A 26,174-nucleotide genomic window follows, 5' to 3' on the forward strand; every position below is an offset into this window, starting at 1 on the left:
ATCCGTGCGACGCGTGTTACCCCGCTTGTTCGATGCGCTCGAAGATGTCGGAGTCGGTTTCGCGCTGCCACTCAGGCATGTCGTCCCAGTCCGCGACGTATGAAGGCTTCGGGTCTGGGAAGTGCTTGAAGATCTGGCCGATCCAGCAGAGGGCAACGAATCGGCCCTTCTGGGCGCGTGTGAGCTTGGATGTGGCACCGTCTGATGTCTCGATGAACGCACGAACCTGTTCGTATACCGCCGCCGCGCTAGCACGTTCCCAGTCGGGGGTTTCCTCCCACGGGGTGACATAGCCCGCCTTGGGCTCACCGGGGTAGTGCTTCTGAACTCCGGCGATCCATGCCTCACGGAAGGCGCGTCCCTGCTCTACCGACAAAGTCTTCTCCTTGGATGTCTTCATGTAGTCGTGACTGAAGCCAACTTGTGGCTGAGTTGATTCACGCGTGGTTCACCCATCAGGGGAGTGAGTTGCTTCTGCAAGCCTGTCAGTCTGCGTTCCACCCATCCCGAACCGGTGCTCTGGGCGACCTCTACCGCTGCATCAGCATGTACGACAAGTTGGTCGAGGTCTCCTTGCTGGAGTCCGAGAGCCGCGAGGTCGGTCAGCACGCCGCCTCGTCGACGATCGGAGAGCTCCGTTTGAAGGGCAGCATTGAGCGCATGCTCGGCAAGGTCGGGGCGCTGTAGCGCGACATAGCAAGCGCCACGTTCCTCCGGAAGACGTGAGCCGTCGAACCGAAGCCAACCGGCAGTGTGGATCCGTCCGGTCAGATGGTGCACCTGATCCGCATCATCCAAGGCTCGTTGGCATGATGCGAGGTCACCGAGTCCAGCAAACACTTGAGCTTGAACAGTTCTCACCCAATATCGCGTCGACAGATCTGAATCCCCACGCCTCGCCACGCTAGCGGCAAGAGCGAGCATTGGTCGCGCACTGGCGAACTGGCGCTCGTAGACTCCGATGAACGCTTGACGCGTCAAGGCGGTAGCCCACAGGTCATATGCGCCGCCCTCTCTGCTGGCTGACGCCGCCAGTGTGTAGCAGTGCGCCGCGTCGGTGTAGCGGTTGCTGTCGAACAGGATCTCTCCGGCGAGCTGGAACAGGTCGGCGACCAGGGAACACAGCTCGCTGTGTACGTCTTCACCGTGTGAGCGTTGCAGTGCAGAGACCAGGACGCCCAGGTGCTCTCGCACGAGCGGATAGGTGTGGCGCTTGGTCTTGGCCAAGGCGAACACCCGCCACAGGTGCCCGTTGAGCGCTGCGTACTCACTGACAGACTCGGGGTCGATCCTGCGAGCGCCGTCTGCCATGTGTTCGATGCGATCCCAGTCGAGATCATCGCCGAACCCTGGCATCGCGATGAGGCTGCCAGCCATCGTCATCAGTCGGAGCAACTCACGACGGCTGAGGTCGTCAAACTCGAGACCTCGTGTCTGATCCGCGGCGAGATCAGTCACCGGCGATGTCTGTTCATCCCTCGGAATTGCGCCGTCATGTTCTGCGAGCGCTGTCTCGAACCGTGCGCGAGCGGCAGGGTCGGCACGTTCTAGAGCGGTGTCGAGCATGGCCTGCATATGTGGCCGGGGCACACGAGTCGCGCCAGCCTGTTCCCATTTCGAGATTGTGCGCGACGGGATACCGAGGCAGTCAGCGAAGTCACGCAGGCTCAGGCGCAGCGCCACTGTCCGCAGCAGCCGCGCTTCTGCCCCCGTCCACGTCTCCACCTCCGGCATTGAATCAGGTTTGAGCCATGAAAGGCAGGGGAAGGGCAGCGGAGGGGCAGCAGTCGAGCGTACCTAGGAACCGAGCCTGCGAGCAGTCTTGAAATCGACACCCGGCACCGGCCCGAACGTACGAGTCTCCGGTGCCGGGGTCAGCAAGGAGTCATCCGCACCCCACCCCAACAGTCACGGAGCATCGTGAGTTCCGCAGCTATGCGAAGCCGCCGCCCAGGCCGGCCACGGCACATTCAGACACCTGACACCGACCTATCGGCCCGCGACCAGGTCCTCGACGCAGCCGCACGGCTGTTCGTCCGTCAGGGGTTCGCCGCCACATCCACGCGGGAGATCGCAGATAAGGTTGGCATTCGCCAGGCGTCGCTCTACTACCACTTCGCGTCCGGCAAGGACGAGATCCTCGGTGAGCTCCTACAGCAGTCGGTACGGCCCACTGTCGACAAGGTGGCTCAGATTGAGGGGATGTGCCCGCCAGAGGCACCCGAGACCGCGTTGTATGTCTTGATGTTGCTCGATGTCCGCACGCTGGCGTCGCTCCCGCACAACACTGGCTTCTTAGCACGTCTACCGGAGGTCACGAGGTCTCCCGCATATGAGCCGTACGACAAGACCCGTCGAGGGCTCGAAGACGCGTACGAGCGGCTGGGTCGTCAGGCCGTCGGGTCTCACGTGGTCGTGCCGGGAACGACGGGGGAGTGGTTGCTCAACCATGCGGAGACCGTGATCCTGATGCGGAGGTCAGGAGACAGGATCGGCGGGGCCGCAGAGGCCGCCATCGCTGCCTCCGGGCTTCGGATGTGTGGAGCCAGTCAGGACCAGATCGATACCGCGGCTCGACAGGCTGAACAGATCCTCCCTGTCACCTAGTACCTCGGATCGGGTACGGCTCGCGGTGGCTGCACCCACGCCGGCTCGCAACATGGCCACGCTGGTTGAATGAGTGACAACGCACCGCTGGTGTTCATGGTCTTCTTCGCTCTCGTCCTCACGCTCGTGGGGTGCTCGGACGGTGAAAGCGACTCGAAGTCATCCCCGTCCTCGGATGGCCAGAAAGCAGGTCTATTGGAGGATGTGTTCGCGGCCTGCTCAACCGGCGAGGTCGTTGATTGGAAGGCGTACGGCTCCCAAGCCCCGCCCGTGGATGACGTCGTCCAGTTGAGCGACGATGGAAACACGATCACCGTCATGACACCGCGCACCCAGGGCGAGGATCTTGGAAACCTTGGGTACTGGGTTGGCGATTGCATACTGACGGAGACGCGGGCGCCGAAGTCGGTGACCGATGCGCTGGTTGACGCGAACCTCAATACGGCTTGGGACGAACATCAAGAGATCTACGACTCGTCCACACTGGCGGCGACGATCAGTTTCGACTGGTACGACCATGAATCGGAGGCAGGCACATCCTGGGATGCGACTTTTCAGGCCGAACCCCACTGATCAGGTGTTACATGTGCGCTCACGCTCTGTGCTGAGCCACTACCTAGCGCTCAGGAATTATGCGCAAGTATCGGTGGCATGTCCGTGAGCGCAGCGCAGGCCGCAGCCTTCTACGAGGAGGTCGCTGCGGAGGGAATGGTGTGGACGATTCGCGATGCAGGCGGCGTCCCGGTTCCGAGGAACGGATCTGGTGTCCGTGCGATGCCTTTCTGGTCCAAGCGCAGTCGTGCCGAGCGCATCATCGAGTCCGTCGAGGCTTACCAAGGCTTCCACGTCCAGGAGATCCCACTTGATGAGTTTCGCGAGCGATGGCTCCCTGGGCTCACCGAGGATGGTCATCGTGCCGGTATCAATTGGTCGGGCCAACGGGCGACCGGGCACGACATTGAGCCCGACGAGGTCGTGGCCAGGCTGTCCGTCTAGTTCGGTGCGGCGATTAGACGATCGCACTCGCTGATGAGCCGCTCCCGGAGCGGGGCGGCGCGCTCGGCGAAGGCGCGCTGGGCGGCGGCGTACTCCTGCTTGCCGGCGGCGGTCTCGATCCGGATCGGGTCGAGGTCGAGCTCGGCGAGGTCGTACGGAGCGGCCTTCATGTCCATGGTGCGGATGTCCCAGGCGAGCTCGAAGCAGTCGGCGACGAGGTCGGAGGAGACCAGGGGCGAGAGCCGGAAGGCGTGCTTGTAGAGGTCCATGTTGCCGTGCAGGCAGCCCGGCTGCTCGAAGGCAGCCCGGTCCTCGGATCGCGGGGAGAGCGTGTTGAGCGGCGCGGCCGGGGGAGTGAAGAAGCGGTACGCGTCGAAGTGGCTGCACGCGATGCGGTGGGACTCCACGACCCGGTCGGTGCCGGTGGCACCGAGGCGCAGCGGCCAGTCGGCGTGGCGTACCTGCTCCGGGGTCAGCCGGTAGACCATCGCCCACTCGTGCAGGCCGAAGCAGCCGAAGTTGCCGTCGCGGCCGGCGGTGGCGCGGAGCAGCTTCAACAGCGTCTCGATGAGAAGACGCTTGGAGGAGACGTACGAGGCATCGACCGTGTTGGTCTCGACACGCTCGGCCGTGGCCGGCCTCGCGGCTCGACCAGCGATGGCGGGTGTGTAGCCCTTCAGCGACGCGTACTCAGATGAGTCCTCCAAGGCCACCCCGAACCCCGGGTGCCAGCGCAGCAGCTGAGCGGGCCGGTAGGAGTAGTAGGTGAACAGGAAGTCGTTGACCGGGTGCTTGACCCGGGCGCCGCGGCGGGCGAGATGGGGCTCGACGTAGGGCGCCAGGCGCGCGCGGTGGGCGTCCGCGCGAGCGGTCCACTCCGAACGCGACAGCACCTCCACGACGTACAAGCCTACGAAGGCGGCGCATAGTGAAGTGAATCGTGGCGACGGGTCCGGATAGGCTCAGCACGTGCGTATCGCCAGATTCACGACCAAGGGTGGCGAGCCCCAGTTCGGCGTCGTCCACGGTGACCTCGACGCCTACGGCCAGCTCAGCGAGGACGGAGGAGTCGTCGCGCTCCAGGGCGACCCGCTGTTCTCGGGCATCAGCCTCACCGACCAGGTCCACAAGTTCGACGACGTCAAGCTGCTCGCGCCGGTGATCCCGCGCAGCAAGGTGGTCGCGGTCGCCCGCAACTACGCCAAGCACGCGGCCGAGCTGGGCAACGAGGTTCCGGAGGAGCCGCTCTTCTTCATCAAGCCCAACACCGCGGTCTGCGGCCCCGGCGACACGATCCAGCGCCCGGCAGGAGTCGAGGACCTGCACTTCGAGGGCGAGCTCGCGATCGTGATCGGCCGGATCTGCCGCGACGTCCCGGAGGAGAAGGTGAAGGACGTCATCTACGGGATGACGGTCGCCAACGACGTCACCGCGCGCGACGTCCAGCGGCGGACGAAGCACTTCTCCCAGGCGAAGGGCTACGACACCTTCTGCCCGCTCGGTCCCTGGATCGAGACCGACGTGGAGCCGGAGCAGCTCGCCGCCGGCGTACGCATCCAGACCTTCCTCAACGGGGATGTCGTCCAGGACGGGTCCACGAAGGACCTCGTCCACGACATCCCGAAGCTGATCGCCCACATCAGCAGCGTCATGACGCTGCTGCCGGGCGATGTGATCCTCACCGGCACCCCCGAGGGTGTCGGCCCCATGGAGCCCGGAGACGAGATCGAGATCTTCGTCGAGGGGCTCGGAGCTCTGACGAACAAGGTGGCACAGCGTTGACTGGCAATGAATTGATCGGCACCCTCGACCCGAAGGACTACCGCGTCCGGATGGCGCCCAGCCCGACCGGCTCGCCCCACGTGGGTCTGGTCCGGACCGCCCTGTTCAACTGGGCCTTCGCGCGCCACCACGGCGGCACCTTCGTCTTCCGCATCGAGGACACCGACAAGGCTCGCAACACCCAGGAGTCCTATGACGGGCTCATCGACCTGATGCGCTGGCTCGGTCTCGACTGGGACGAGGGCGTCGAGGTCGGCGGTCCCTACGGCCCCTACCGCCAGTCGGAGCGCTCGGAGATCTACGCCGACGCGCTCGGCCGTCTGCGCGCCTCCTCCCACGTCTACGAGTGCTACTGCACGGGCGAGGAGACCACCGCCCGCTACGAGCAGCGCCTGGCCGCCTACAAGGCCGCGAAGGCGGAGGGGATCAAGGGCGAGGCCCCGGCGCAGGGGTACGACAACCACTGCCGTGACCTGAGCGAGGACCAGATCAAGGCGTACGAGGCCGAGGGCCGTTCCTCGGTCCCGCGGTTCCGCATGCCCGACGGCTCGATCACCTTCGACGACCTCGTCCGCGGCGAGGTGACCTTCGAGACCAAGCACGTCCCCGACTACGCGCTCGCGCGTGCCAACGGCGACCCGCTCTACACGCTCACCGCGCCGGTAGACGACGCCACCATGAACATCACCCACGTCTTCCGAGGCGAGGACCTGCTCTCCTCGACTCCGCGCCAGATCGCCCTCTTCGACGCGTTCGTCGAGGTCGGTCTGGCCGAGCGTGCTCCCGCGTTCGGCCACCTGCCCTACGTCATGGGCCAGGGCAACAAGAAGCTCTCCAAGCGCGACCCGGAGGCGCACGCGCTGAAGTACCGCGAGGAGGGGTTCCTGCCCGAGGGGCTGCTCAACTACGTGGCGCTGCTCGGCTGGGCGATCGCGGCCGACCGCGACATCTTCACCATGGAGGAGATGGTCGAGGCCTTCGAGATCCACGACGTGGTCAAGAACCCGGCCCGCTTCGACATCAAGAAGGCGGAGGCGATCAACGCCTCCCACATGCGGCTGCTGCCGGTCGAGGAGATCACCCACCGGGTGATTCCCTACCTCAAGGCCGACGGCGTCATCGGCGACCCGGTGCACGACGCCGACGCGCAGATGCTGGAAGCCGCGATGCCGCTGGTCGCCGAGCGGATCAACAAGCTCGGCGAGGCCTCCGACATGCTGCGGTTCCTCTTCGTTCCGGAGGCCGACTTCGCGCTCGACGAGGAGGACGCCGCCAAGCTGCTCGACGAGGAGGGTCTGGACGTCGTCCGGGCTTCGCGCGACGCGCTCGTGGGGCTCCACACGTGGTCGACCGCCGAGATCCAGGACGCGCTGACCGCGGCCCTGATCGACGGTCTCGGGCTCAAGCCGCGCAAGGCGTACGGCCCGGTGCGGGTCGCGGTGACCGGCAAGCGGATCAGCCCGCCACTGTTCGAATCCATGGAGCTGCTCGGTCGGGAGCGTACGCTGGGGCGCCTGAAGGCGGTTCTCGGGAAGGGCTGAACGTGGCAGGACGGGCAGGATGAGCACGGTCATGGAGCCGCCCTCGGGACTGGCGTACTACCAGGTGCAACGCAGCGGGCGCAGCGGCTGGGGGCGACCCCTGATCGGACTCATCCTGATCGGACTGTGCGTCTTCTTCGTCTCTCCGGCGGTGGTGCTCGTCGGGTTCGAGCTCTTCTTCATGCTCACCGGCGACAACGTTGCCACCGGGATGGCCAACGTCGCCGACATGGAGAACGTCACCCCGGAATCGCTGGCCTTCCTGCTGCTCTCGCTGGCCGGGGCGATCCCGGCGGCGATGCTGCTGTGCTGGGGGCTGCACGGCCTGCGGCCGGGCTGGCTGGCCTCGGTCGAGCGACGGATCCGCTGGCCGTGGCTGCTGCAGTGTCTCGGGATCGCCGCGATCACCATGGTGGTCACCGTCATCATCGCCTCCCGGCTGCCGATCCCGGGCGACGACCTCGGGCCCAGCACGCTCAACCCCTACACGAGCACGATGCGCGACTTCGTGCTCGTGATCGTGCTCCTCACCCCGCTGCAGGCGGCGGGGGAGGAATACCTCTTCCGCGGCTACATCTTCCAGACCTTCGGGTCGCTCTTCGGCGGAATGATGGGCGCTCGGACCGTCTCGGTGACGATCACCGCGCTCCTGTTCGCCTTCGCCCACGGCTCCCAGGACCTGCCGCTGTTCCTGGACCGGTTCGCCTTCGGCATCGTGGCCGGCATCTGCGTCATCGCCACCGGGGGCATCGAGGCGGGCATCGCGATGCATGTCCTCAACAATTTCGTCAGCCTCGGCATGGCGGTGGCCTTCGGCGACATCTCGACGGTGCTCAACACCACCGAGGGTTCGTGGTGGCGGATCCCGGTCACGCTGGTCCAGTCGGGTGTCTTCCTGGCGCTCACCGTGTGGGCCGCGCGGTCGGCGGGCCTCTCGACCACGACGAAGAGCCCGTGAATTGAGGCCGGAGGGCGTGCCGATTTCGTCGCCCGGGGGCCTCGCCGGTAATGTTCACTCTCGGTTCGAGGGAGAAATCCTGAGGGCCGAATCGTCCTTGTGAAGCTTAGTCGAGCAAGGCGATGGGCTATGGTGTAATTGGCAACACGACTGGTTCTGGTCCAGTTATTCTAGGTTCGAGTCCTAGTAGCCCAGCGGATCCTCTCCGGAGGATTTGGGAGTCACCGAAGCGCTTCGCTAAGGTTTCACCCGCTGCAAGCCCCCGTCGTCTAGCGGCCTAGGACGTCGCCCTCTCACGGCGGTAACGCCGGTTCAAATCCGGTCGGGGGTACAACGCAGGAAGAGCCCGAGTCAATGACTCGGGCTCTTCGTCATTTCGTGTCAGGGCGGCGCCCCGGAGGGGTGGTGCCGATGTGGGGGATCGGCGGGTCGTCCGGTAATGTTTCTCCCGCAAGCCCCCGTCGTCTAGCGGCCTAGGACGTCGCCCTCTCACGGCGGTAACGCCGGTTCAAATCCGGTCGGGGGTACAGCGCATGGGAAGCCCCGAGTCACTGACTCGGGGCTTCTTGGTTCTCCGGGTGTAGATCTCGACCCGCTTCGCGGCTTCGCAGACTCAGAGATCGAGCTGCATCCAGGTGACGTCGTGCCAGGCGTCGAACTTCCAGCCGATCCGACGGTACGTCCCCACCTCGGTGAAGCCGAAGGAACGGTGGATCCCGAGACTGGCGTCGTTCGGGATCGCGATCCCGGCGAGCGCGCGGTGGAAGCCGCGCTCCTTCAGGTGCGGGAACAGGGCTCCGTAGAGCGCCTTCCCGGCGCCGTTGCCGCGCCGGTCCCGGTCGAGGTAGATGGACACGTCGCAGGCCCAACGGTAGGCGGCCCGGGTGCGGTGCTGGGTGGCGTACGCATAGCCGATCAGCTCCGGCCCGGCCTCGCCCTCGGTCTCCAGCACGAGCCAGGCGTGCTCGGCCAGGGACGACTCGATGCGGCGCGCCATCTCCTCGGCCGTCGGCGGCTCGGTCTCGAAGGAGATGACGGTGTCGCGGACGTACGGCTCGTAGATCGCCGCGCAGGCGGCGGCATCCGCCGGCGTCGCGTGGCGGATGGTCCAGGCAGGAGGCATGTCTCCTATAGTAGTCACGTGGCTGACGATAGTGACAAGTTCGGTGAGGCCCTGGCGTCCAACATCAGGTCGGCGCGGGAGTCGCTCGGGATGACCGTCGCGGGGCTCGCGGAGGCGTCCGGTGTCTCCCGGGCGATGATCTCGAAGATCGAGCGGGGTGAGGCGCAGCCGACCGCGGTCCTGCTCACCCGCCTCTCCGGTGCCTTGGAGCTGACCCTGTCCGAGCTGATCGCGCGGGCCGAGGGGGATGCCGTGCGGGTGGCCCGGCGCTCGGAGCAGACCGAGTGGACCGATCCCGAGACCGGCTACGTACGCCGCGCCGTCTCGCCGCCCGCGCGCGGGATCCTGGAGCTGGTCGAGGTGGAGTTCCCGGCCGGTGCCTCGGTGGCGTCGCCCGCCTCGGCTTACCACTTCAAGGAGCAGCAGATCTGGGTGCTCTCGGGGCATCTGCGGTTCATCGAGGGTGACCTCGTCCACGAGCTCGACGCGGGTGACTGCCTACAGCTGGGGCCGCCTGCCGACTGCGTCTTCGTCAACCCGACCGACGAGCCCTGCCGCTATCTGGTCGTGATCGGCAAGCGACGCGGCTGAGTCACACCGGGTTTCCCCTGCTCCAGACCTTGTGGGTGAGCGGAACCCCGGGGCGGTAGGCCAGGTGCTTGGCCGAGGGGGCGTCGAGCGCGTGCACGTCGGCGCGGCCGCCTTCGCGGATCCGTCCCGTGGAGTCGTCGAGGCCGAGCGCGGTGGCGCCGCCGACCGTGGCCGCCCACAGGGCCTCCTCGAAGGTCAGACGCTGCTGGAGGACGGCAGTGGCGACGCAGAAGGCCATCGAGGTCGTGAAGGAGGAGCCGGGGTTGCAGTTGGAGGCGATCGCGATCGTGGCGCCGGCGTCGACCAGGTCGCGGGCGGGCGGGAACGGCTCGCGGGTGGAGAGGTCGCAGGCGGGGAGGAGCGTGGCGACGGTGTCGGACCCGGCGAGCGCGTCGATGTCCGCCGGGCTCAGGTGGTTGCAGTGGTCGACGCTCGTCGCGCCCATCTCGACGGCCAGCCGGACGCCGCCGGACTCGCCGAGCTGGTTGCCGTGGATCTTGACGCCGAGCCCCGCAGCCCGGCCGGCCACGAGGATCTCGCGGGACTCCTCCACGTCGAACGCGCCCCGCTCACAGAAGACGTCGATGTAGGTCACATATGGCGCGACGGCCGCCAGCATCGGGCCGGTCACCAGATCGATGTAGGCGCGACGGTCCACGCCCGCGGGGACGACGTGAGCACCGAGGTAGGTGACCACCTCGGCGTGCTCGGCGCTGATCCGGGCAAGGCGCTGCTCGGTCTCGACGTCGAGGCCGTAGCCGGTCTTGGCCTCGATCGTCGTGGTGCCGCCGCGGTAGGCCTCCTCGCGCAGCCGGCGCGCCCGCGCCCGGAGGTCGTCGTCGGGGGCGGCCCGGGTCGCATCGACCGTACGCATGATCCCGCCGGCCTCGTAGGGCCGGCCGGCCATCCGGTCGATGAACTCCTCGGCGCGGTCACCCATCGAGACCAGGTGGGTGTGGGAGTCGACCCAGCCGGGGAGCACGGCACGACCGTCGAGGTCGTCGTGTGCGTCCGCGGCCGGGGCCCGGTCAGCGGGGCCGAGCCAGGCGATGCGGCCGTCCTCGATCACCACGGCGGCGTCGCGAAGGGTGCCGTGCTCCTCGGTGTGGGTGGTCAGCTCGCCGATGTTGGTCAGCAACAGGCTCATCCGAGCTCCTTCAGTGCGTGCGTGAACAGGGTGGCCGGGTCGCGACCGTCGGCCAGCCGACCGTCCTCGGCGACCATGCGCCCGCCGACCACGACGCGGCGTACGTCGGTGGAGGTTGCCGCCAGGGCGAGCTGGCCGAGGGCGGCTCCGGCGGTGCGTACGGACTCGGGGTCGATCTCCACCAGGTCGGCGCAGGCGCCGATCCGGAGGCCGCCCGGGAGGCCACAGGCGGCGTAGCCGGCGCTCGCGCGGGCGGTCTCGAGGTCGGCGGGGGAGAAGCGACCGCGCTGTCGGCTGCGGAGCCGTTCGCCGGCCTCCAGGCCGCGCACCTCGAGCCAGGGGTCGATGACCGCGTTCTGGTCGGATCCGAGGGCGATCCGTACGCCGGCGTCGGCGAGCTCCCGGGCCGGTCCGATGCCGTCACCGAGGTCGGCCTCGGTGGTCGGGCACATCACCACCCCGGCACCGCTGTCCGCGATGAGGGCGATGTCGGCGTCTGTCAGATGGGTGGCGTGGACCAGCCAGGTCCTCGGGGTGAGGGCGCCGGCGTCGGCGAGAACCTGCGTAGGCGTCCGCCCGTACGCCGCGAGCGACTGCTCGTTCTCCGCGGGCTGCTCGGAGAGATGGGCGTGCAGGGGCACATCGGGCGGGAGGTCGGCGGCGACCTGAGCGATGTCGTCGGGCGAGGCGGCTCGTACCGAATGGATCGCGGCGCCGATGGTGACCGGGCCGTCTCCCGCCCGGAGGTCGCGCCAGCGACCCAGCCACCCAGCTGCCGAGCCGTCGCCGAAGCGGCGCTGTTCGGGGAGGAGCGGCCGGCCGGGGGCGCTGGTCAGGTAGAGGGTGTCGAGCAGGGTCAGCCGGATGCCGACGCTGGCGGCTGCCCTGGCCAGCGCTGTGCCGAACGCGTTGGGATCCTCGTAGGGCGTCCCGTCGGGGCGGTGGTGGACGTAGTGGAACTCCGCGACGGTCGTCCAGCCGGTCACCAGCATCTCGGCGAAGACCGCCTCGGCCAGGCGCTCGTAGGAGTCGGGGGTGAGGCGGTCGGCGACGGCGTACATCTGCTCGCGCCAGCGCCAGAAGTCACCTCCCTGATCGTGCGTCCGGCCGCGAAGTGCGCGGTGGAACGCGTGGGAGTGGGCGTTGCCGGAGCCGGCGAGCACGGTGCCGAGGCGGAGGTCGGCGGGCTCGGCGCTCCCGCCCGGGGTGATCGCGGTGATCCGGCCCTCGGCCACGTCGATCACGACGTCGGTGAGCTCGCGACCCTCGACCAGAGCCCGCTCGGCATGGATCCGGGTCATCCGCGGGGCTCGCTCGCCAGCAGTCGGACGACCTCGGTCAGCGCCTTCGTCCCGGCGCGGCAGTCCTCGTCGGTGGCGGTCTCGTAGGGGGAGTGGGAGACGCCGGTGGGGTTGCGGGTGAACAGCATCGCGGTGGGGATCTCGGCGGCGAGGATGCCGGCGTCGTGGCCGGCGCCGGTGGCGAGCACGGGGACCCCGCCCAGTGCGCCGAGGAGGCGTTGTTGCAGGTCAGGGTCGAAGTCGACGGTGGAGACGTAGGACTCCTCGGTCACCTCCAGGGTGCAACCGTGCTCCTGCGCGGCCGCGTGGGACGCCTTCAGGATCTCCTCGAGGAGGGTTCGGGTCTGCGGGTCGGTGTCGCCGCGTACGTCGAGCCAGGCATCCACCCGGGAGGCGATGACGTTCGTGCCGCCCGGGATCGGCACGAGGCGGCCGATCGTGGCCCGGGCGGAGTCGGCGCCGTCGTGGACCGACGCGATGCGCTGGGCGGCCAGGACCGCGGCGGCCATCGCGGCGACCGGGTCGCGACGGTCCCGCATCCGGGTCGCCCCGGCGTGGTTGCCCTCGCCGGAGAAGACCAGCTTCCAGCGTCCGTGGGCCAGGATCGAGGAGGCCACCGCGACCGGCGCATCGAGGTCGGCGAGCCCGATGCCCTGCTCGACGTGGAGCTCGACGAACGCTGCCAGGCTCGCCAGCCGCTCCTCGTCGCGGCCGAGCCCGGCCGGGTCGATCCCGTCGGCGCGGCAGGCCTCGGCGTACGTCACCCCGGCCTCGTCGACCAGCGCAGCCACCTTCGAGCCGGGGAGCGCTCCGGTCATCAGCTTCGACCCGAGGCACGCGATGCCGAACCGGGATCCCTCCTCCTCGCCGAACGCGGCGACCGTCACCGGACGGGCCGGCACGAAGCCCTCCGCCATCAGCGCCGAGACGGCGGCGAGGGAGGAGGCGACGCCGAGCGGGCCGTCGTAGGCGCCCCCGCCCGGCACCGAGTCGAGGTGGGACCCGATCGCGATCGCCCCGTCCGCGCGCGGACCCCAGTGGGCCCAGATGTTGCCGTTGCGGTCGGTCTCGACCTCGAGCCCAAGGCCTGCGGACGTACGCCGGAACCACTCGCGCAGCTCCAGCTCGGCCGGCTCGTAGACATGCCGGGAGTAGCCGCCGCGAACAGGGTCGCGGCCGATCTCGGCGATCTCGTCGAGCAGGGTGACGACGTCGAGTGTCATTCAGGTCCTTGATTAAGGTCGTTCAGAGAGGGAGCCGTGTTGGTCTCGACACGCCTCCGCCTTGCGGTTCCGGCGGCTCGACCAGCGGTTCTGCTGGTCGAGCGTGTCGAGACCAACACGGTCATCTGCCGAGGTCAGGAGTCGAGCATCGGGATGTTCAGGCCGCGGTCGCGAGCGACGTCGCGCGCGTGCTCGTAGCCGGCGTCGACATGGCGCATGACGCCGGTGCCGGGGTCGTTGGTGAGGACCCGCTCGATCTTCTCCGCGGCGAGCGGGGTGCCGTCGGCGACGCAGACCTGGCCGGCGTGGATGGAGCGGCCGATGCCGACGCCGCCGCCGTGGTGGATGCTCACCCAGCTCGCTCCGGACGCGGTGTTGAGCAGCGCGTTGAGCAGCGGCCAGTCGGCGATCGCGTCGGACCCGTCCTTCATCGCCTCGGTCTCGCGGTAGGGCGAGGCCACGGAGCCGGAGTCGAGGTGGTCGCGGCCGATGACGACCGGCGCCGAGAGCTCCCCGGAGGCGACCATCTCGTTGAACTTCAACCCGGCGAGGTGGCGCTCCTTGTAGCCCAGCCAGCAGATCCGGGCCGGCAGGCCCTCGAAGTGCACCTTCTCGCCCGCCTGGGTGATCCAGCGCTTGAGGCCTTCGTTCTCGGGGAAGAGGTCGACGATCGCCCGGTCGGTCCTGGCGATGTCCTCGGGGTCGCCCGAGAGCGCTGCCCAGCGGAACGGGCCCAGACCCTCCTCGAAGAGCGGTCGGATGTAGGCGGGGACGAAGCCGGGGAAGGCGAACGCGTTCGCGAACCCGCCCAGACGGGCACCCTCGCGCAGCGAGTTGCCGTAGTCGAAGACCTCGGCGTCACGGCTCATGAAGCCGACCATCGCCTCGACGTGCTTGGCCATCGAGGCCTGCGCCTTCTCGGTGAAGTCGTCGGGGTCCTCCTCGGCGCGCGCGGCCCACTCCTCGACGGTGTACTCCAGCGGGAGGTAGGACAGCGGGTCGTGCGCCGAGGTCTGGTCGGTGACGATGTCGATCTCGACCCCGCGCGCCAGGATCTCCGGGAAGACCGCGGCACAGTTGCCGACGAGGCCGATGGAGCGCGGCGTACCCGTCTTCTTGGCCTCCTCGGCCTGGGCCAGGGCGTCGTCGAGATCCGCGGCCACGGTGTCCATGTAGCCGTGGTCGACCCGGCGCTGGAGGCGGGTCGCGTCGACGTCGACGACGATCACGACGCCTTCGTTGAGCGTCACCGCGAGGGGCTGCGCGCCGCCCATGCCACCGGCGCCACCGGTCAGGGTCAGCGTCCCGGCCAGCGTGCCCCCGAACTTCTTGCGCGCGATCGCGGCGAAGCACTCATACGTCCCCTGCAGGATGCCCTGGGTGCCGATGTAGATCCACGAGCCGGCGGTCATCTGGCCGTACATCGTCAGGCCGAGCGACTCCAGCCGCCGGAACTCCGGCCAGGTCGCCCAGTCGCCGACGAGGTTGGAGTTGGCGATCAGGACCCGCGGTGCCCACTCGTGGGTGCGGAAGACACCGACCGGCTTGCCCGACTGCACCAGCAGCGTCTCGTCGGCCTCGAGCTCGTCGAGGGTGCGGACGATGGCGTCGTACGCCTCCCAGGACCGCGCGGCGCGGCCGGTGCCGCCGTAGACGACCAGGTCGTCGGGGCGCTCGGCCACCTCCGGGTCGAGGTTGTTCATCAGCATGCGCTTGGCGGCCTCGGTCTGCCAGTTCTTGGCGGTGATCTCGGGGCCGTGCGGTGCGCGGACAGTGCGTGGTTCGCTCATGTGGTCCATCTCACCTCATCGCGGGACCGGGCGTAAGACCGGCCCGGCGAAAAGCTCGTTCTGTGCGGGGGTGTCGGTGCATTTTCCCGCCATGGCGGGATTCTGTCGCGGGATCTACGGTCCGTACGGCGCCACTTTCCCGCCATGGCGGGGAAATGGCGCCGCCGCGGTCAGCGGATGTCGGCGAGGGTGCGCGCCTTGTCCAGGAGCGCGCCGGTGGCGACGAGGTCCACGACCGCCTTGATGTCGGGCGCCAGGAACCGGTCCGGGCCCGGGGGCGGGACCAGCTCGCGGACCTGCGCGACCAGCGCGGCACCGACGGCGCCGGGACGCTCGGGGGCGCGCATGTCGATCGCGCGGGCGGCGGTAAGGATCTCGATGGCGACGACCTGCCGAGCCCCGAAGATCGTGCGGCGCAGCTTGCGGGCGGCGTTCCAGCCCATCGAGACGTGGTCCTCCTGCATCGCGGAGGTGGGGATGGAATCGACAGAGGCCGGGACCGCGAGGCGCTTGAGGTCGGAGACGATTCCGGCCTGCGTGTACTGCGCGATCATGTGCCCGGAGTCGACGCCGGGGTCGTGGGCGAGGAACGGCGACAGCCCGTGGTTGCGCGACTTGTCGAGGAAGCGGTCGGTGCGGCGTTCCGAGATCGAGGCGAGGTCGGCGGTGGCGATGGCCAGGAAGTCGAGTACGTAGCCGATCGGTGCGCCGTGGAAGTTGCCGTTGGACTCGACCCGGCCGTCGAGGGTGACCACCGGGTTGTCGACCGCGCTGGCGAGCTCGACCTCGGCCACCCGGGCGGCGTGGGCCATGGTGTCGCGCACCGCGCCGTGGACCTGGGGCGCGCAGCGCAGCGAGTAGGCGTCCTGCACCCGGGTGAACCCGGTGCCGCGGTGATCGGCGACGATGCCGCTGCCCGCGAGGACCGCGCGGATGTTGGCCGCCGAGGTCGCCTGCCCGGCGTGCGGACGCAGCTCCTGCAGATCGGAGGCGAACACGCTGTCGGTGCCCTGAAGCCCCTCGATGCTGAGCGCTCCGGCGATGTCGGCGGTGGCCACCAGCTCGTCGAGGTCGGCCAGGGCCAGGATCAGCATCGCCAGCATCCCGTCGGTGCCGTTGATCAGCGCCAGGCCCTCCTTCTCGCGCAGCGCGACCGGGGCGATCCCGGCGGCCGCCAGTGCGTCGGCCGCGGGCACCAGGTCACCGGAGGCGTTGCGTACGTCGCCCTCGCCCATCGCCGCGAGCGCGCAGTGGGCCAGCGGGGCCAGGTCGCCGGAGCAGCCGAGCGAGCCGTACTCACCGATCACCGGGGTGATCTGGGCGTTCAGGAGCGCCGCGTAGGTCTGGGCGACCTCGGGGCGTACGCCCGTCCGTCCCGTGGCGAGGGTCGAGAGACGCAGCAGCATGAGGCCGCGTACGACCTCCTTCTCGATCTCCGCGCCCGAGGAGGCCGCGTGCGAACGGACCAGCGAGGCCTGCAGCTGCGCGCGGTGCTCGGGCGGGATCGAGGTGTTGGCCAGAGCGCCGAAACCGGTCGAGATGCCGTAGTGGGGGCGGGTGTCGTGAGCCAGGGACTCGATGAGCTCGCGGCTCGTGGCCATCGCGGTCAGCGACTCGTCGGTCAGGGTGATGGGGGTGTTGTGACGGGCGACTGCGACCACCTGATCGAAGGTGAGGGCGCCGACCCCGACGGGAACCGTGGTGTTGGTCATGATCAGAGTGGATCACATCACATTCACGCGGGTGCGCACAGGCCGTTCTCGGCGGCGTCCTTCTCCTGGTCCTCGGGGCTCACCGAGTCGGCCGGCACCTCGGCCGGTGAGGCGCTGACCTCGGGTTCTTCCGGCGTGGCGGACGCCGTCGGCGAGGGCGCGGCGGAGGCCGTGGCCTCGTGCAGCGGACGGTCCTCGAGCATCCGCTGCCACAGCTCGTCGGACTCCGGCAGGATCTCGAGCCGGCCCCAGTTGGGGTCGCCGGTGGGGTAGGCCCGGTTGGGCACGGTCTCGAACTCGATGCCCGAGGGATCGAGGTCGCGCATCTCGCCGGCCAGGGCGGCCAGCTCGGCGACGGAGCCGACGTCGGTGGTGATCGACTTGGAGAGCTCGGTGGCGAACGTGGCCAGCCGTTGCGGGCGGGTCAGGGTGCCGGCGGAGAGGACCTTGGTGGCCAGGGCGGTGAGGAAGTACTGCTGACGCCGCATCCGGCCCAGGTCGGCGTTGGGGGTGGAGGAGCGGTTGCGTACGTAGTCCAGGGCTTGCTTGCCGCGCAGGTTGTGGGTGCCGGCGGGCAGGAAGATGTTGTGCTCCTCGTCGTCGATCGCCTCCGGGATGCAGATCGTGACGCCGCCGACGGCGTCGACCATGCCGCGGAAACCGGCGAAGTCGAGCGCGAGGTAGTGGTCGATCGGGATCCCGGTGAGCAGCTCGGTCTGGCGGGCGGTGCAGATCGGGCCGCCCAGGGAGTAGGCCTCGTTCCACATCACGCCGCTCGCCTCGGGGATCGTGGAGCCGTCCGCGGCGGTGCACTCCGGCCGATCGACGAGCGCATCGCGGGGGATCGAGACACCGTAGGCCGAGGTCCGGTCGGCGGAGACGTGCAGCAGGATCGTGCTGTCGGAGCCGCCGGAGCCACCCTCCCCGTCGATCGAGCAGCCGTCGCAGTCCCGTCCGTCGGTGCCCAGGATCAAGATGTTGAGCGGCTGCTTGGGGCCCTCGTCCTCGTCCTCCGGCTCGTCGAGGAGGTGGTTGATGTCGCCCCCGGAGCCGAGGTTGCTGTTGAGATGGTCGTAGAACGCCCAGGTGCCGACCCCGGTGCCGACCGCCAAGAACAGCATCGTGACCACGACGGTGAGCACGACCGTACGTCTCCCCGACCTCGATTCGGTCCCCATCACCCTCCCTCACCATCCGCCTGAGCGGACCGTCTGCGTGTGCAGCCCACACAGGTTGTACGCGCCAGTGAGCCGAGAGGTTGCTGCTTCAGGTAACGGCATTGTGAAACCATGAGGAAGGCACTGTCCGAAAACCGCGCGTAATTTCGTTCCGAACGCGGCAACATGGTGGACATGGATGGGACGACGAGCGTGAACGGACTCGACTTCGAATCGTGCTACCGCGCTGTTCGTTCGCGCGACCGGCGCTTCGACGGCATCTTCTACACGGCGGTCGCCTCGACCGGCATCTACTGCCGGCCCTCGTGCCCGGCGCGGACCCCGGCGCTGGTGAACGTCTCCTTCCACCGGACCGCCGCGGCCGCTCAGGCCGCCGGCTACCGGGCCTGCAAGCGCTGCCGTCCCGATGCCACCCCGGGCAGCCCGGAGTGGGACGTGGCCGCGACCCTGGCCGGGCGCGCGATGCGGCTGATCGCCGACGGCGTCGTCGACAGGGAAGGCGTCGAGGGGCTGGCTCGTCGGGTCGGCTACTCGCCGCGCCACCTGACCCGGCTGCTGACCACCGAGCTCGGCGCCGGTCCCTTGGCGCTGGCCAGGGCGCGCCGCGCGCAGACCGCCCGGACGTTGGTGGAGACCACCGAGCTCGGCTTCGCGGACATCGCCTTCGCGGCCGGCTTCTCGAGCGTACGTCAGTTCAACGACACCGTCCGCGAGGTCTATGCGGCCTCGCCGACCGAGCTCCGCGGCCGCCGCGGCTCGCGGCGCCGAGCCGACGGGACGATCGCGCTGAGACTCGCCGTCCGTACGCCGTTCGCCGGCCGTGCGCTGCATGCGTTCCTGCGCGACCACCTGGTGCCGGGCGTCGAGGCCGCCGGGGTCGACGACGGGCGGCGCTGGTTCGCCCGCACCCTCGACCTGCCCAACGGGCCGGGCACGCTGCGTCTCGAGCTCGCCGACATCCCGGAGGGCGAGACCGGTTTCGTCCACGCGACCTTCAAGCTCGCCGACCTGCGTGACACCACCGCCGCCGTCGAGCGCGCCCGCCGGCTGCTCGACGCCGACTGCGACCCGCGTGCGGTCGGCGACGTCTTCGTCGGGGACGAGGTGATCGGCCCGCTGGCCCTGGCGCTGCCGGGGCTCCGGGTGCCGGGCACCGTCGACGGGGGCGAGCTGGCGCTGCGTACGATCGTGGGGCAGCAGGTCTCGGTCGCCGGGGCGCGCACCGTGCTGGCGGGGATCGTCGCCGAGCACGGCCGCCCGATCACGACCGACATCGACGGCCTCACCCATCTGTTCCCGTCCGCGGACACCCTCGCCGCAGCCGACCCGGCCGGCATGCCGATGCCGCGCTCGCGCGGGCGTGCGGTCACCGGCCTGGCCGCGGCGCTCGCCTCCGGCGAGCTACAGCTGGACCGCGGCACCGACCGTGACGTCGTGCACGAGCAGCTGATCGGCCTTCCCGGCGTCGGCCCCTGGACCGCCGACTACGTCGCGCTGCGCGCGCTCGGCCACCCCGATGTCTTCCTGCCGACCGATGTCGGCATCAAACGAGCGCTGGAAGTGCTCGGTGCGCCCGCGGCGGACGTCGCCGGGTGGCGGCCGTGGCGCTCGTACGCCCTGCTCTACCTGTGGACTTCACTGACTGCCCTGGAGGAACTCTGATGTGGACCATCATCGACTCGCCCGTCGGCGAGCTCCGGCTGGTCGCGCACGACGGCGCGATCACCGCGATCGACTTCATGCCGGCCGACTATGCCAAGGGCCGCGTGCTCGGGGACCGGTCCGACTCGGATCCGCTGTTGCTGGAATGTGGCCGGCAGCTCGCCGAGTACTTCAAGGGTGACCGGACGAGCTTCGACCTCCCGCTGGCGCCCTCGGGCACTGCGTTCCAGGCGCGTGTCTGGGAGCAGCTGCAGCAGATCGAGTACGGCACGACCTGCTCCTACGGGCAGATCGCCGGCCGCCTCTCGCTGACCGGCCACGGCGCGCGCGCCGTCGGGCTCGCCAACGGCAAGAACCCGATCCCGATCGTCATCCCCTGTCACCGCGTCGTCGGTGCGGATGGCTCGCTGACCGGCTACGCCGGTGGCCTGGACCGCAAGACCACGCTGCTCGGCCTGGAGAGCGGTGCGCTCTTCTGATGCCGAGACCGCAGATGTGGCGTACGTCGGTGGTGGCCGTGGCGCTCGTGGCCGCCCTCGCCGGGTGCGGTGAGGGGGCCACGGAACCCGCGGGGTCGGGCTCGCCCGCGGAGCCTGTGGAGCCCGCGACCGGCGAGAGCCGGAGCATGGGCGACTACGCCCTGCTGGTCAACGGCCGGGTGAGGTGCGATCAGGACGTGTCGAGCGACGAGGCGAAGGACACGATCGAACGCGTCGGCGGGCTCCAGCAGCCGACCTGGTCGGTGCGGTTCGCCGAGGGCACCGCGGCCGGGGTCGTCGTGCTGGTGGCCGGCGACCTCGAGGATGCCCGGCCCCAGCTCTTCGACGACTACCACGTCGCGGTGATCGTCGGGTTGTCCGAGGATCAGACGCGGGCCGAGGACTTCAGGGCCGTACGTGAGGCGGTTCGGGAGGTCTGCGACTGAGCGCTCACCGAGTTACCTCGGTCAGGTGACGCTTCCCTCGTGGAACTCCGCAAAGGAAGGGCGTGCTCACCGAGTTACCTCGGTGAGCATCCGGCGCCCTACTCGGCAGCCGCCCGTCGCAGCGACTCCGAGAGCCGGTCGGCGGCGGCGAGGACGGCGGGAGCGTGCATCTTGCCGGGCTGGCGGGTGAGGCGCTCGAGGGGGCCGGAGACGGAGACGGCGGCGATGACCTTGCCGCCGGGGGAGCGGACCGGAGCCGACACCGAGGCGACGCCGGCCTCGCGCTCGCCGATCGACTGCGCCCAGCCGCGGCGGCGGATGCCGGAGAGGGCGGCGGCGGAGAAGGCGGCGTTCTGCAGGCCACGGTGGAGGCGCTCAGGGTCCTCCCACGCAATCAGTATTTGAGCAGCCGACCCGGCACGCATCGTCAGCTGCGAGCCGACGGGGATGGTGTCGCGGAGGCCGGAGGGGCGCTCGGCGGCCGCGACACAGACGCGGAAGTCGCCCTGGCGCCGCCACAGCTGCGCCGACTCGCCGGTGATGTCGCGCAGACGCGCCAGGACGGGCCCGGCGGTGGCCAGCAGCCGGTCCTCGCCGGCGGCGGCGGAGAGCTCGGCCAGGCGCGGACCGAGGACGAAGCGGCCCTGCATGTCGCGGGCGACCAGACGGTGGTGCTCGAGCGCGACCGCCAGACGGTGTGCGGTCGGACGGGCGAGACCCGTCCCGGCCACCAGACCTGCCAGGGTCGCCGGGCCGGATTCGAGAGCTGTGAGCACAAGGGCGGCCTTGTCGAGCACGCCCACACCGCTGGAACTGTCCATATCGCAAGACTAACTTCTCAGAACCTGAGATGCAACGTTAGGCTCAGAGAAGCAGACTGGAAGTGGCGGATCTGACATTGCGACCTCAGCGCGCAATACCCGCCACCGGCCACTACAGACCAAAGATGCCAGATGGAGAAGTGTCATGGGCAGGACCTTGTCGGAGAAGGTGTGGGACGAGCATGTCGTCCGGTCGACCGCGGGAGAGCCCGATCTCCTCTACATCGACCTTCACCTCATCCACGAGGTGACGAGTCCGCAGGCCTTCGAGGGCCTGCGCCTGTCCGACCGTAAGGTGCGTCGCCCCGACCTCACCATCGCCACCGAGGACCACAACGTCCCGACCCTCGACTGGGACAAGCCGATCGCCGACCCGGTCAGCCGCACCCAGGTCGAGACGCTGCGCAAGAACGCCGAGGAGTTCGGCGTACGTCTCCACCCGCTCGGCGACGCCGAGCAGGGGATCGTGCACGTGGTGGGGCCGCAGCTGGGGCTCACCCAGCCGGGCATGACCATCGTCTGCGGTGACTCGCACACCTCCACGCACGGCGCGTTCGGTGCGATCGCCTTCGGCATCGGCACCTCCGAGGTCGAGCACGTGCTGGCGACGCAGACGCTGATGCAGGACAAGCCGAAGACCATGGCTGTCACGGTCAACGGCGCCCTGCCCGACGGCGTGAGCGCCAAGGACCTGATCCTCACCCTGATCTCCAAGACCGGCACCGGCGGTGGCCAGGGCTACATCGTGGAGTATCGCGGCGAGGCCATCCGTGAGCTCTCCATGGAGGCCCGGATGACGATCTGCAACATGTCGATCGAGTGGGGCGCCAAGGCCGGCATGATCGCCCCCGACGAGACCACCTTCGCCTACATCAAGGACAAGCCCGAGGCGCCCAAGGGTGCCGAGTGGGACCAGGCCGTCGCGCACTGGAAGTCCCTGGTCACCGACGAGGACGCGACCTTCGACAAGGAGATCGTCCTCGACGCCGCCGAGGTCACCCCGTTCGTCACCTGGGGCACCAACCCGGGCCAGGGGGTCCCGCTGGGCGCCGCCGTCCCGAGCCCCGACGACTTCGAGGACGCCGACGAGAAGATCGCCGCCGAGAAGGCCCTGACCTACATGGGTCTCGAGGCCGGCACCCCGATGCGCGAGGTGCACATCGACACCGTCTTCCTCGGCTCCTGCACCAACGGACGCATGGAGGACCTGCGTACGGCCGCCGACATCATCCAGGGCCACCACGTCGCCGAGGGCACCCGGTTCCTGGTCGTCCCCGGCTCGGCCAAGGTACGTCTCCAGGCCGAGGAGGAGGGTCTGCACAAGATCTTCCTCGACGCCGGCGCCGAGTGGCGCGGCGCGGGCTGCTCGATGTGCCTGGGCATGAACCCCGACACCCTCGCCCCCGGCGAGCGCTCGGCCTCGACCTCCAACCGCAACTTCGAGGGTCGCCAGGGCAAGGGCGGTCGCACCCACCTGGTCTCGCCGGAGGTGGCCGCCGCCACCGCCGTACGCGGCACCCTCTCCTCGCCCGCCGACCTGACCCTCGTGGAGGCCTGACATGGACAAGTTCACCACCCACACCGGCGCCGGCGTACCCCTGCGCCGCAGCAACGTGGACACCGACCAGATCATCCCCGCGGTCTACCTCAAGCGGGTCACCCGCACCGGCTTCGAGGACGGCCTCTTCGCGGCCTGGCGCAACGACCCCACCTTCGTGCTCAACAACGAGGCGTACGCCGGGGCCTCCGTCCTCGTCGCCGGCCCCGACTTCGGCACCGGCTCCTCGCGTGAGCACGCCGTCTGGGCGCTGATGGACTACGGCTTCCGCGTCGTCATCTCGAGCCGCTTCGGCGACATCTTCCGCGGCAACTCCGGCAAGGCCGGCCTGCTCGCCGCGAAGGTCGACGAGAAGGTCGTCCAGAAGCTGTGGGACCACCTCGACGACAACCCCGGCGCCCAGATCACTGTCGACCTGGAGTCGCGCACCGTCCGTGCCGGCGAGGGCCCCGACGCGATCGAGGACTCCTTCGACATCGACGACTACACCCGCTGGCGCCTCCTGGAGGGCCTCGACGACATCGGCATCACGCTCTCCCACGAGGACGACATCGCCGCGTACGAGACCACCCGGCCCTCCTTCAAGCCGGTCACCCAGCACGCCTAGATCGAATCGTCAGTTGTGGGCGACGAAAGAACACTTTCGTCGCCCACAACTGCTTTTTCGGCTGGTCAGGGGATCCGGATCTGGCCGTCGGCGGCACGCTGGGAGCCGGTGACGCGGTCGCAGGAGCCGGTGTTGACCCAGCAGCGGAGGTACCAGGAGTCGGTGGTGGTGGCGGTGTAGAGGACGACGCTGCGGTCGGACTCGAAGCCCGCGACGCGGACCTTCTCGACGGAGTCGGGCACACGCAGGTCGATGTGCTCGGAGGTGCTCATGTTGACCGCGATGCCGCGCTCGGCGCCGTAGCTGATCATCCCGGGATCGCTGGGGTTGCGAGCGATCGCGACGATCGAGCCGTCGGGGGAGTCCGCGACCGATCCGGGCAGCGGTGCGTGGACGCCGGGCTGGGTGAGGCTGCCGTCTGCTTCGATCGCGGCGAAGCGGGCCTCCCACTCGCTGGGGTTGTGCAGGAGTACGCCGCGGCGCAGCGGGATCAGCTGCTGGTAGCCGAGCGGCAGCGAGATCCGCTGGGTGGCCTCGCCGGGATCCCAGGCGGTCACCGGCGGCCGGGAGACGATGAGCTCGCCGTAGTTGCCGGGCGCCGCCGGCGGGGCAGGCACGATGCCGGTGCGGAAGTAGGCGCGGGTGCGGTCGGTGCCCAGCACCGCGGTGGCGACGGGGGTGCCCTCGAGCTCGAGCCGATCGGTCTCCTCGCCGGTCCTGGTGTCCACGGCGACGAGCGCGGAGGCGGCGTCGCCGGTCTGCTGGAGCGCGAAGAGCTGGTTGCCGTCCTTGCTCAGGACCGGCTGGGTCCACAGGCCGGGGACCTGGATCGTCGACCCGCGCCGCGCGATCCACACCGGACCGGGCTTGTCCGCGCGCTCGTACATCAGCACCGTCCACGCGGCCACGCTCATCTGGGAGCCGAAGACCTTCTGCGGCTTCGCACCGAGCTGGAGCCGGCCGGCCCGGTCGACGAAGGGCAGGGTCGTCGCAGGGCCGACAGGCAGGTCCGCGTACGTCGCCGGGATCGCCGGCTCGCTGTTGCGGACCGTCGGGGCGGGCGGCGCGGGCGTGGGGACGTTGGCGCCGGTGCGCCCCTCGGCGAGCCGGGTCGTGTGGACGGCGAGCCAGGCCACGGAGGCGATCAGGGCGAGGACGATGCAGGCCGAGAACACGATCCCGGCGCGGCTGTGCCTCGCCGTGGTCTGCGGCTCCTCGAGAGCCACGGTGGGCTGCTCCTCGTCGATGTGCACGTCGGTGATGGTCGTACCTTCCTCGTCCTGTCTCCCGAAGGCTGCGACGTCGATGCAATGCTGCGGACGTGCCCCGAGTCTCTCCACGGTAACCACGTCGAGGCGCCGGAATCAGGAGAGATCAGGTGAACAATCCGTTTTCACATGCCGTCGGTATGTTCGGAAGTCCCGGAGATGGCCTAAGGTCGATCGTGTGGTGAGAAAACGAGTAGCTGATGCAGGCAAACAGGCCGGAAGAGTAGTCGGCACGGTGCGGGAGACGGCCGGGAAGCTGGTCGCCGACGTGGTGTCCGGCAAGCTCAAGGTCCCCGCCGTTCCGAAGGTCAAGGTCCCGCGGCCAGGGCGCAAGGCACCGGCCAAGGCCGCCGAGCCGGTCGTGAAGCCCGAGCCGACCGCCGACAAGGTCGAGACGACCACGGTCGAGAAGCCCGTGGCGGCGAAGAAGACCGCCGCCAAGAAGACCACGGCCAAGAAGAGCACCGCGACGAAGACGACCGCGGCGAAGAAGACGGCGGCGAAGAAGGCTCCGGCGGCGAAGAAGACCACCGCCAAGAAGACGACCGCCAAGAAGACGACCGCCAAGAAGGCTCCGGCGGCGAAGAAGACCGCGGCGAAGAAGACGACCGCGGCGAAGAAGACGACGGCCGCCAAGAAGACCACGGCCAAGAAGGCTCCGGTGGCGAAGAAGGCTCCCGCGAGCGAGACGTCGGCCAGCCCGACCACCGGGCCCGAGACGCCGCCGGCCGACTCCTAGCCGAGACTCCCGACGCGCACCGACGCGAGAGTCGTACGCGGCCCGAGCCCCAGGCTGCGTACGGTCTCGAGGTCCTCGAGAGTGTCGACGTCGTGGCGAAGCGAGTCGAGGTCGCCCTCCAGCGGATGGGCGCCGCCGTCGCGGTGGGCGGCGGCGGAGCCGGGCCCGAACGCGGGCCGGAACCGGTCGTGGAGCGCGGTGTAGAGCGTGGTGCCCCCGCCGGCCGCGTCCTCGACGTACGCAGCCCCGAACCCGTCCGCGGCGCTCAGCGCCGCGTCGAGGTCGGCGGAGCGGAGAGCCGGCAGGTCCCCGCACAGGGCAGCGGGACGGAGCCCCGGCCAGCGGCGCCGGGCTTCGAGCGCGCCTTGTACGAGGGTCTCGTTGAGGTCCCCGCTGACCCCGTCGGGGATGACGGCTGCGCCGAGACGGGCGACATCGGCGGCGAAGTAGGAGTCGTCGGTGATCACCAGCACGGCGCCGACGCCGGAGGCGGCCAGGCATGACTCGGCGGTGTCGAGGGCGAACGACCGGGCGAGATCGGCCCGTTCGTGCGACTCGATTCCGACCAGCCGGGACTTGCCGCGCGCCGGAGGCTTGACGGGCAGCAGTACGACGTAACCGGGTGCAGGTACAGGCATCGAGGTA

At 69.4% G+C, this 26,174-nt stretch carries 26 protein-coding genes and 3 tRNA genes; 16 read left to right on the forward strand and 13 right to left on the reverse strand.

Annotated elements, in window-relative coordinates; genetic code table 11:
- Positions 1–16 precede the first annotated feature (16 nt).
- Both BLT25_RS19760 and BLT25_RS19765 read right to left on the reverse strand, forming a co-directional pair.
- Complete coding sequence (locus tag BLT25_RS19760) at positions 17–400, reverse strand: hypothetical protein (protein WP_256328694.1); 384 nt, start codon at positions 398–400, stop codon at positions 17–19.
- A complete protein-coding gene (locus tag BLT25_RS19765; protein WP_218131419.1) occupies positions 397–1,734 on the reverse strand; it encodes a helix-turn-helix domain-containing protein in 1,338 nt (445 codons plus the stop codon). Before BLT25_RS19765 ends, BLT25_RS19760 begins: the two co-directional genes overlap by 4 nt.
- Positions 1,735–1,920: 186 nt before the next feature.
- Between BLT25_RS19765 and BLT25_RS19770 the strand changes: the two genes are divergently transcribed.
- From BLT25_RS19770 to BLT25_RS19780, 3 genes are all read left to right on the forward strand, one after another.
- Complete coding sequence (locus tag BLT25_RS19770) at positions 1,921–2,607, forward strand: TetR/AcrR family transcriptional regulator (RefSeq protein ID WP_256328695.1); 687 nt, start codon at positions 1,921–1,923, stop codon at positions 2,605–2,607.
- A 69-nt stretch (positions 2,608–2,676) separates the two neighbouring features.
- Positions 2,677–3,180, forward strand: coding sequence for a hypothetical protein (locus tag BLT25_RS19775; protein WP_143033800.1), 504 nt, complete (start codon positions 2,677–2,679; stop codon positions 3,178–3,180).
- A 78-nt stretch (positions 3,181–3,258) separates the two neighbouring features.
- Positions 3,259–3,603 carry a DUF2750 domain-containing protein gene (locus BLT25_RS19780; protein WP_091049502.1) on the forward strand — a complete coding sequence of 115 codons (345 nt, stop codon included), beginning with the start codon at positions 3,259–3,261 and terminating at the stop codon, positions 3,601–3,603.
- Here the strand turns inward: BLT25_RS19780 and BLT25_RS19785 are convergent.
- Positions 3,600–4,511 carry a 3-methyladenine DNA glycosylase gene (locus BLT25_RS19785; protein ID WP_091049505.1) on the reverse strand — a complete coding sequence of 304 codons (912 nt, stop codon included), beginning with the start codon at positions 4,509–4,511 and terminating at the stop codon, positions 3,600–3,602. The genes BLT25_RS19780 and BLT25_RS19785 overlap by 4 nt on opposite strands.
- Before the next feature lie 61 nt (positions 4,512–4,572).
- On the opposite strand from BLT25_RS19785, the gene BLT25_RS19790 reads away from it, so the two are divergent.
- The 6 genes from BLT25_RS19790 (at position 4,573) to BLT25_RS19815 (ending at position 8,411) form a co-directional block, all read left to right on the forward strand.
- Positions 4,573–5,385 carry a fumarylacetoacetate hydrolase family protein gene (locus BLT25_RS19790; RefSeq protein WP_091049509.1) on the forward strand — a complete coding sequence of 271 codons (813 nt, stop codon included), beginning with the start codon at positions 4,573–4,575 and terminating at the stop codon, positions 5,383–5,385.
- A 50-nt stretch (positions 5,386–5,435) separates the two neighbouring features.
- On the forward strand, positions 5,436–6,926 hold the full coding sequence (gene gltX, locus BLT25_RS19795) for a glutamate--tRNA ligase (RefSeq protein WP_218131435.1): 1,491 nt from the start codon (positions 5,436–5,438) through the stop codon (positions 6,924–6,926).
- A 19-nt stretch (positions 6,927–6,945) separates the two neighbouring features.
- The gene (locus tag BLT25_RS19800; RefSeq protein WP_091049514.1) at positions 6,946–7,884 is read left to right on the forward strand and encodes a CPBP family intramembrane glutamic endopeptidase; all 939 of its coding nucleotides are present in this window, start codon (positions 6,946–6,948) and stop codon (positions 7,882–7,884) included.
- A 123-nt stretch (positions 7,885–8,007) separates the two neighbouring features.
- A tRNA-Gln gene (locus BLT25_RS19805) sits at positions 8,008–8,079 on the forward strand.
- 63 nt (positions 8,080–8,142) lie between these two features.
- A tRNA-Glu gene (locus BLT25_RS19810) sits at positions 8,143–8,215 on the forward strand.
- 123 nt (positions 8,216–8,338) lie between these two features.
- Positions 8,339–8,411: transfer RNA gene (locus tag BLT25_RS19815), tRNA-Glu, on the forward strand.
- 86 nt (positions 8,412–8,497) lie between these two features.
- On the opposite strand, the gene BLT25_RS19820 is transcribed toward BLT25_RS19815, so the two are convergent.
- Positions 8,498–9,007: an arsinothricin resistance N-acetyltransferase ArsN1 family B gene (locus BLT25_RS19820; RefSeq protein ID WP_091049516.1), complete on the reverse strand. Its 510-nt coding sequence runs from the start codon at positions 9,005–9,007 to the stop codon at positions 8,498–8,500.
- 18 nt (positions 9,008–9,025) lie between these two features.
- Here BLT25_RS19820 and BLT25_RS19825 point away from each other — a divergent pair, with 18 nt between their 5' ends.
- Positions 9,026–9,598, forward strand: coding sequence for a helix-turn-helix domain-containing protein (locus BLT25_RS19825; RefSeq protein ID WP_091049519.1), 573 nt, complete (start codon positions 9,026–9,028; stop codon positions 9,596–9,598).
- A 1-nt stretch (position 9,599) separates the two neighbouring features.
- Here BLT25_RS19825 and hutI read toward each other — a convergent pair whose 3' ends face one another.
- The 6 genes from hutI to BLT25_RS19855 form a co-directional block, all read right to left on the reverse strand.
- The gene (hutI, locus tag BLT25_RS19830; RefSeq protein WP_091049521.1) at positions 9,600–10,745 is read right to left on the reverse strand and encodes an imidazolonepropionase; all 1,146 of its coding nucleotides are present in this window, start codon (positions 10,743–10,745) and stop codon (positions 9,600–9,602) included.
- On the reverse strand, positions 10,742–12,046 hold the full coding sequence (locus tag BLT25_RS19835; RefSeq protein WP_091049523.1) for a formimidoylglutamate deiminase: 1,305 nt from the start codon (positions 12,044–12,046) through the stop codon (positions 10,742–10,744). The genes hutI and BLT25_RS19835 overlap by 4 nt, the downstream gene beginning before the upstream one ends.
- A complete protein-coding gene (locus tag BLT25_RS19840) occupies positions 12,043–13,269 on the reverse strand; it encodes an allantoate amidohydrolase (RefSeq protein ID WP_091049525.1) in 1,227 nt (408 codons plus the stop codon). The genes BLT25_RS19835 and BLT25_RS19840 overlap by 4 nt, the downstream gene beginning before the upstream one ends.
- A 134-nt stretch (positions 13,270–13,403) precedes the next feature.
- Entirely contained in the window at positions 13,404–15,059 is a 1,656-nt protein-coding gene (gene hutU / locus BLT25_RS19845; RefSeq protein ID WP_218131421.1) for a urocanate hydratase, read from the reverse strand.
- 170 nt (positions 15,060–15,229) lie between these two features.
- Positions 15,230–16,777 carry a histidine ammonia-lyase gene (gene hutH, locus BLT25_RS19850; protein ID WP_091049529.1) on the reverse strand — a complete coding sequence of 516 codons (1,548 nt, stop codon included), beginning with the start codon at positions 16,775–16,777 and terminating at the stop codon, positions 15,230–15,232.
- A 17-nt stretch (positions 16,778–16,794) separates the two neighbouring features.
- On the reverse strand, positions 16,795–17,949 hold the full coding sequence (locus BLT25_RS19855; protein ID WP_091049532.1) for an LCP family protein: 1,155 nt from the start codon (positions 17,947–17,949) through the stop codon (positions 16,795–16,797).
- A gap of 174 nt (positions 17,950–18,123) precedes the next feature.
- Between BLT25_RS19855 and BLT25_RS19860 the strand changes: the two genes are divergently transcribed.
- The 3 genes from BLT25_RS19860 to BLT25_RS19870 are packed head-to-tail and all read left to right on the forward strand — an operon-like array spanning position 18,124 to position 20,536.
- Positions 18,124–19,611, forward strand: coding sequence for an Ada metal-binding domain-containing protein (locus BLT25_RS19860; protein WP_091049533.1), 1,488 nt, complete (start codon positions 18,124–18,126; stop codon positions 19,609–19,611).
- Positions 19,611–20,090 (forward strand): methylated-DNA--[protein]-cysteine S-methyltransferase, encoded by a 480-nt coding sequence (locus BLT25_RS19865; protein ID WP_091049536.1) that lies wholly within the window; start codon positions 19,611–19,613, stop codon positions 20,088–20,090. Before BLT25_RS19860 ends, BLT25_RS19865 begins: the two co-directional genes overlap by 1 nt.
- Positions 20,090–20,536 (forward strand): hypothetical protein, encoded by a 447-nt coding sequence (locus tag BLT25_RS19870; protein ID WP_143033801.1) that lies wholly within the window; start codon positions 20,090–20,092, stop codon positions 20,534–20,536. The genes BLT25_RS19865 and BLT25_RS19870 overlap by 1 nt, the downstream gene beginning before the upstream one ends.
- Positions 20,537–20,634: 98 nt before the next feature.
- Here BLT25_RS19870 and BLT25_RS19875 read toward each other — a convergent pair whose 3' ends face one another.
- Positions 20,635–21,357 carry an IclR family transcriptional regulator gene (locus tag BLT25_RS19875; RefSeq protein ID WP_008358359.1) on the reverse strand — a complete coding sequence of 241 codons (723 nt, stop codon included), beginning with the start codon at positions 21,355–21,357 and terminating at the stop codon, positions 20,635–20,637.
- A gap of 145 nt (positions 21,358–21,502) precedes the next feature.
- On the opposite strand from BLT25_RS19875, the gene leuC reads away from it, so the two are divergent.
- The gene (gene leuC / locus BLT25_RS19880; RefSeq protein ID WP_091049540.1) at positions 21,503–22,915 is read left to right on the forward strand and encodes a 3-isopropylmalate dehydratase large subunit; all 1,413 of its coding nucleotides are present in this window, start codon (positions 21,503–21,505) and stop codon (positions 22,913–22,915) included.
- A 1-nt stretch (position 22,916) separates the two neighbouring features.
- Positions 22,917–23,522 carry a 3-isopropylmalate dehydratase small subunit gene (gene leuD / locus BLT25_RS19885; protein WP_091049543.1) on the forward strand — a complete coding sequence of 202 codons (606 nt, stop codon included), beginning with the start codon at positions 22,917–22,919 and terminating at the stop codon, positions 23,520–23,522.
- 65 nt (positions 23,523–23,587) lie between these two features.
- On the opposite strand, the gene BLT25_RS19890 is transcribed toward leuD, so the two are convergent.
- Positions 23,588–24,862: a hypothetical protein gene (locus BLT25_RS19890; RefSeq protein ID WP_091049545.1), complete on the reverse strand. Its 1,275-nt coding sequence runs from the start codon at positions 24,860–24,862 to the stop codon at positions 23,588–23,590.
- 163 nt (positions 24,863–25,025) lie between these two features.
- Between BLT25_RS19890 and BLT25_RS19895 the strand changes: the two genes are divergently transcribed.
- On the forward strand, positions 25,026–25,529 hold the full coding sequence (locus BLT25_RS19895; protein WP_176884079.1) for a histone H1-like repetitive region-containing protein: 504 nt from the start codon (positions 25,026–25,028) through the stop codon (positions 25,527–25,529).
- Here BLT25_RS19895 and cofC read toward each other — a convergent pair.
- Positions 25,526–26,167: a 2-phospho-L-lactate guanylyltransferase gene (cofC, locus tag BLT25_RS19900; RefSeq protein WP_091049547.1), complete on the reverse strand. Its 642-nt coding sequence runs from the start codon at positions 26,165–26,167 to the stop codon at positions 25,526–25,528. The two genes, BLT25_RS19895 and cofC, sit on opposite strands and share 4 nt — an antisense overlap.
- Positions 26,168–26,174: the final 7 nt, after the last annotated feature.

The sequence above is a fragment of the Nocardioides sp. YR527 genome (genome assembly GCF_900101045.1).
Classification (GTDB): domain Bacteria; phylum Actinomycetota; class Actinomycetes; order Propionibacteriales; family Nocardioidaceae; genus Nocardioides.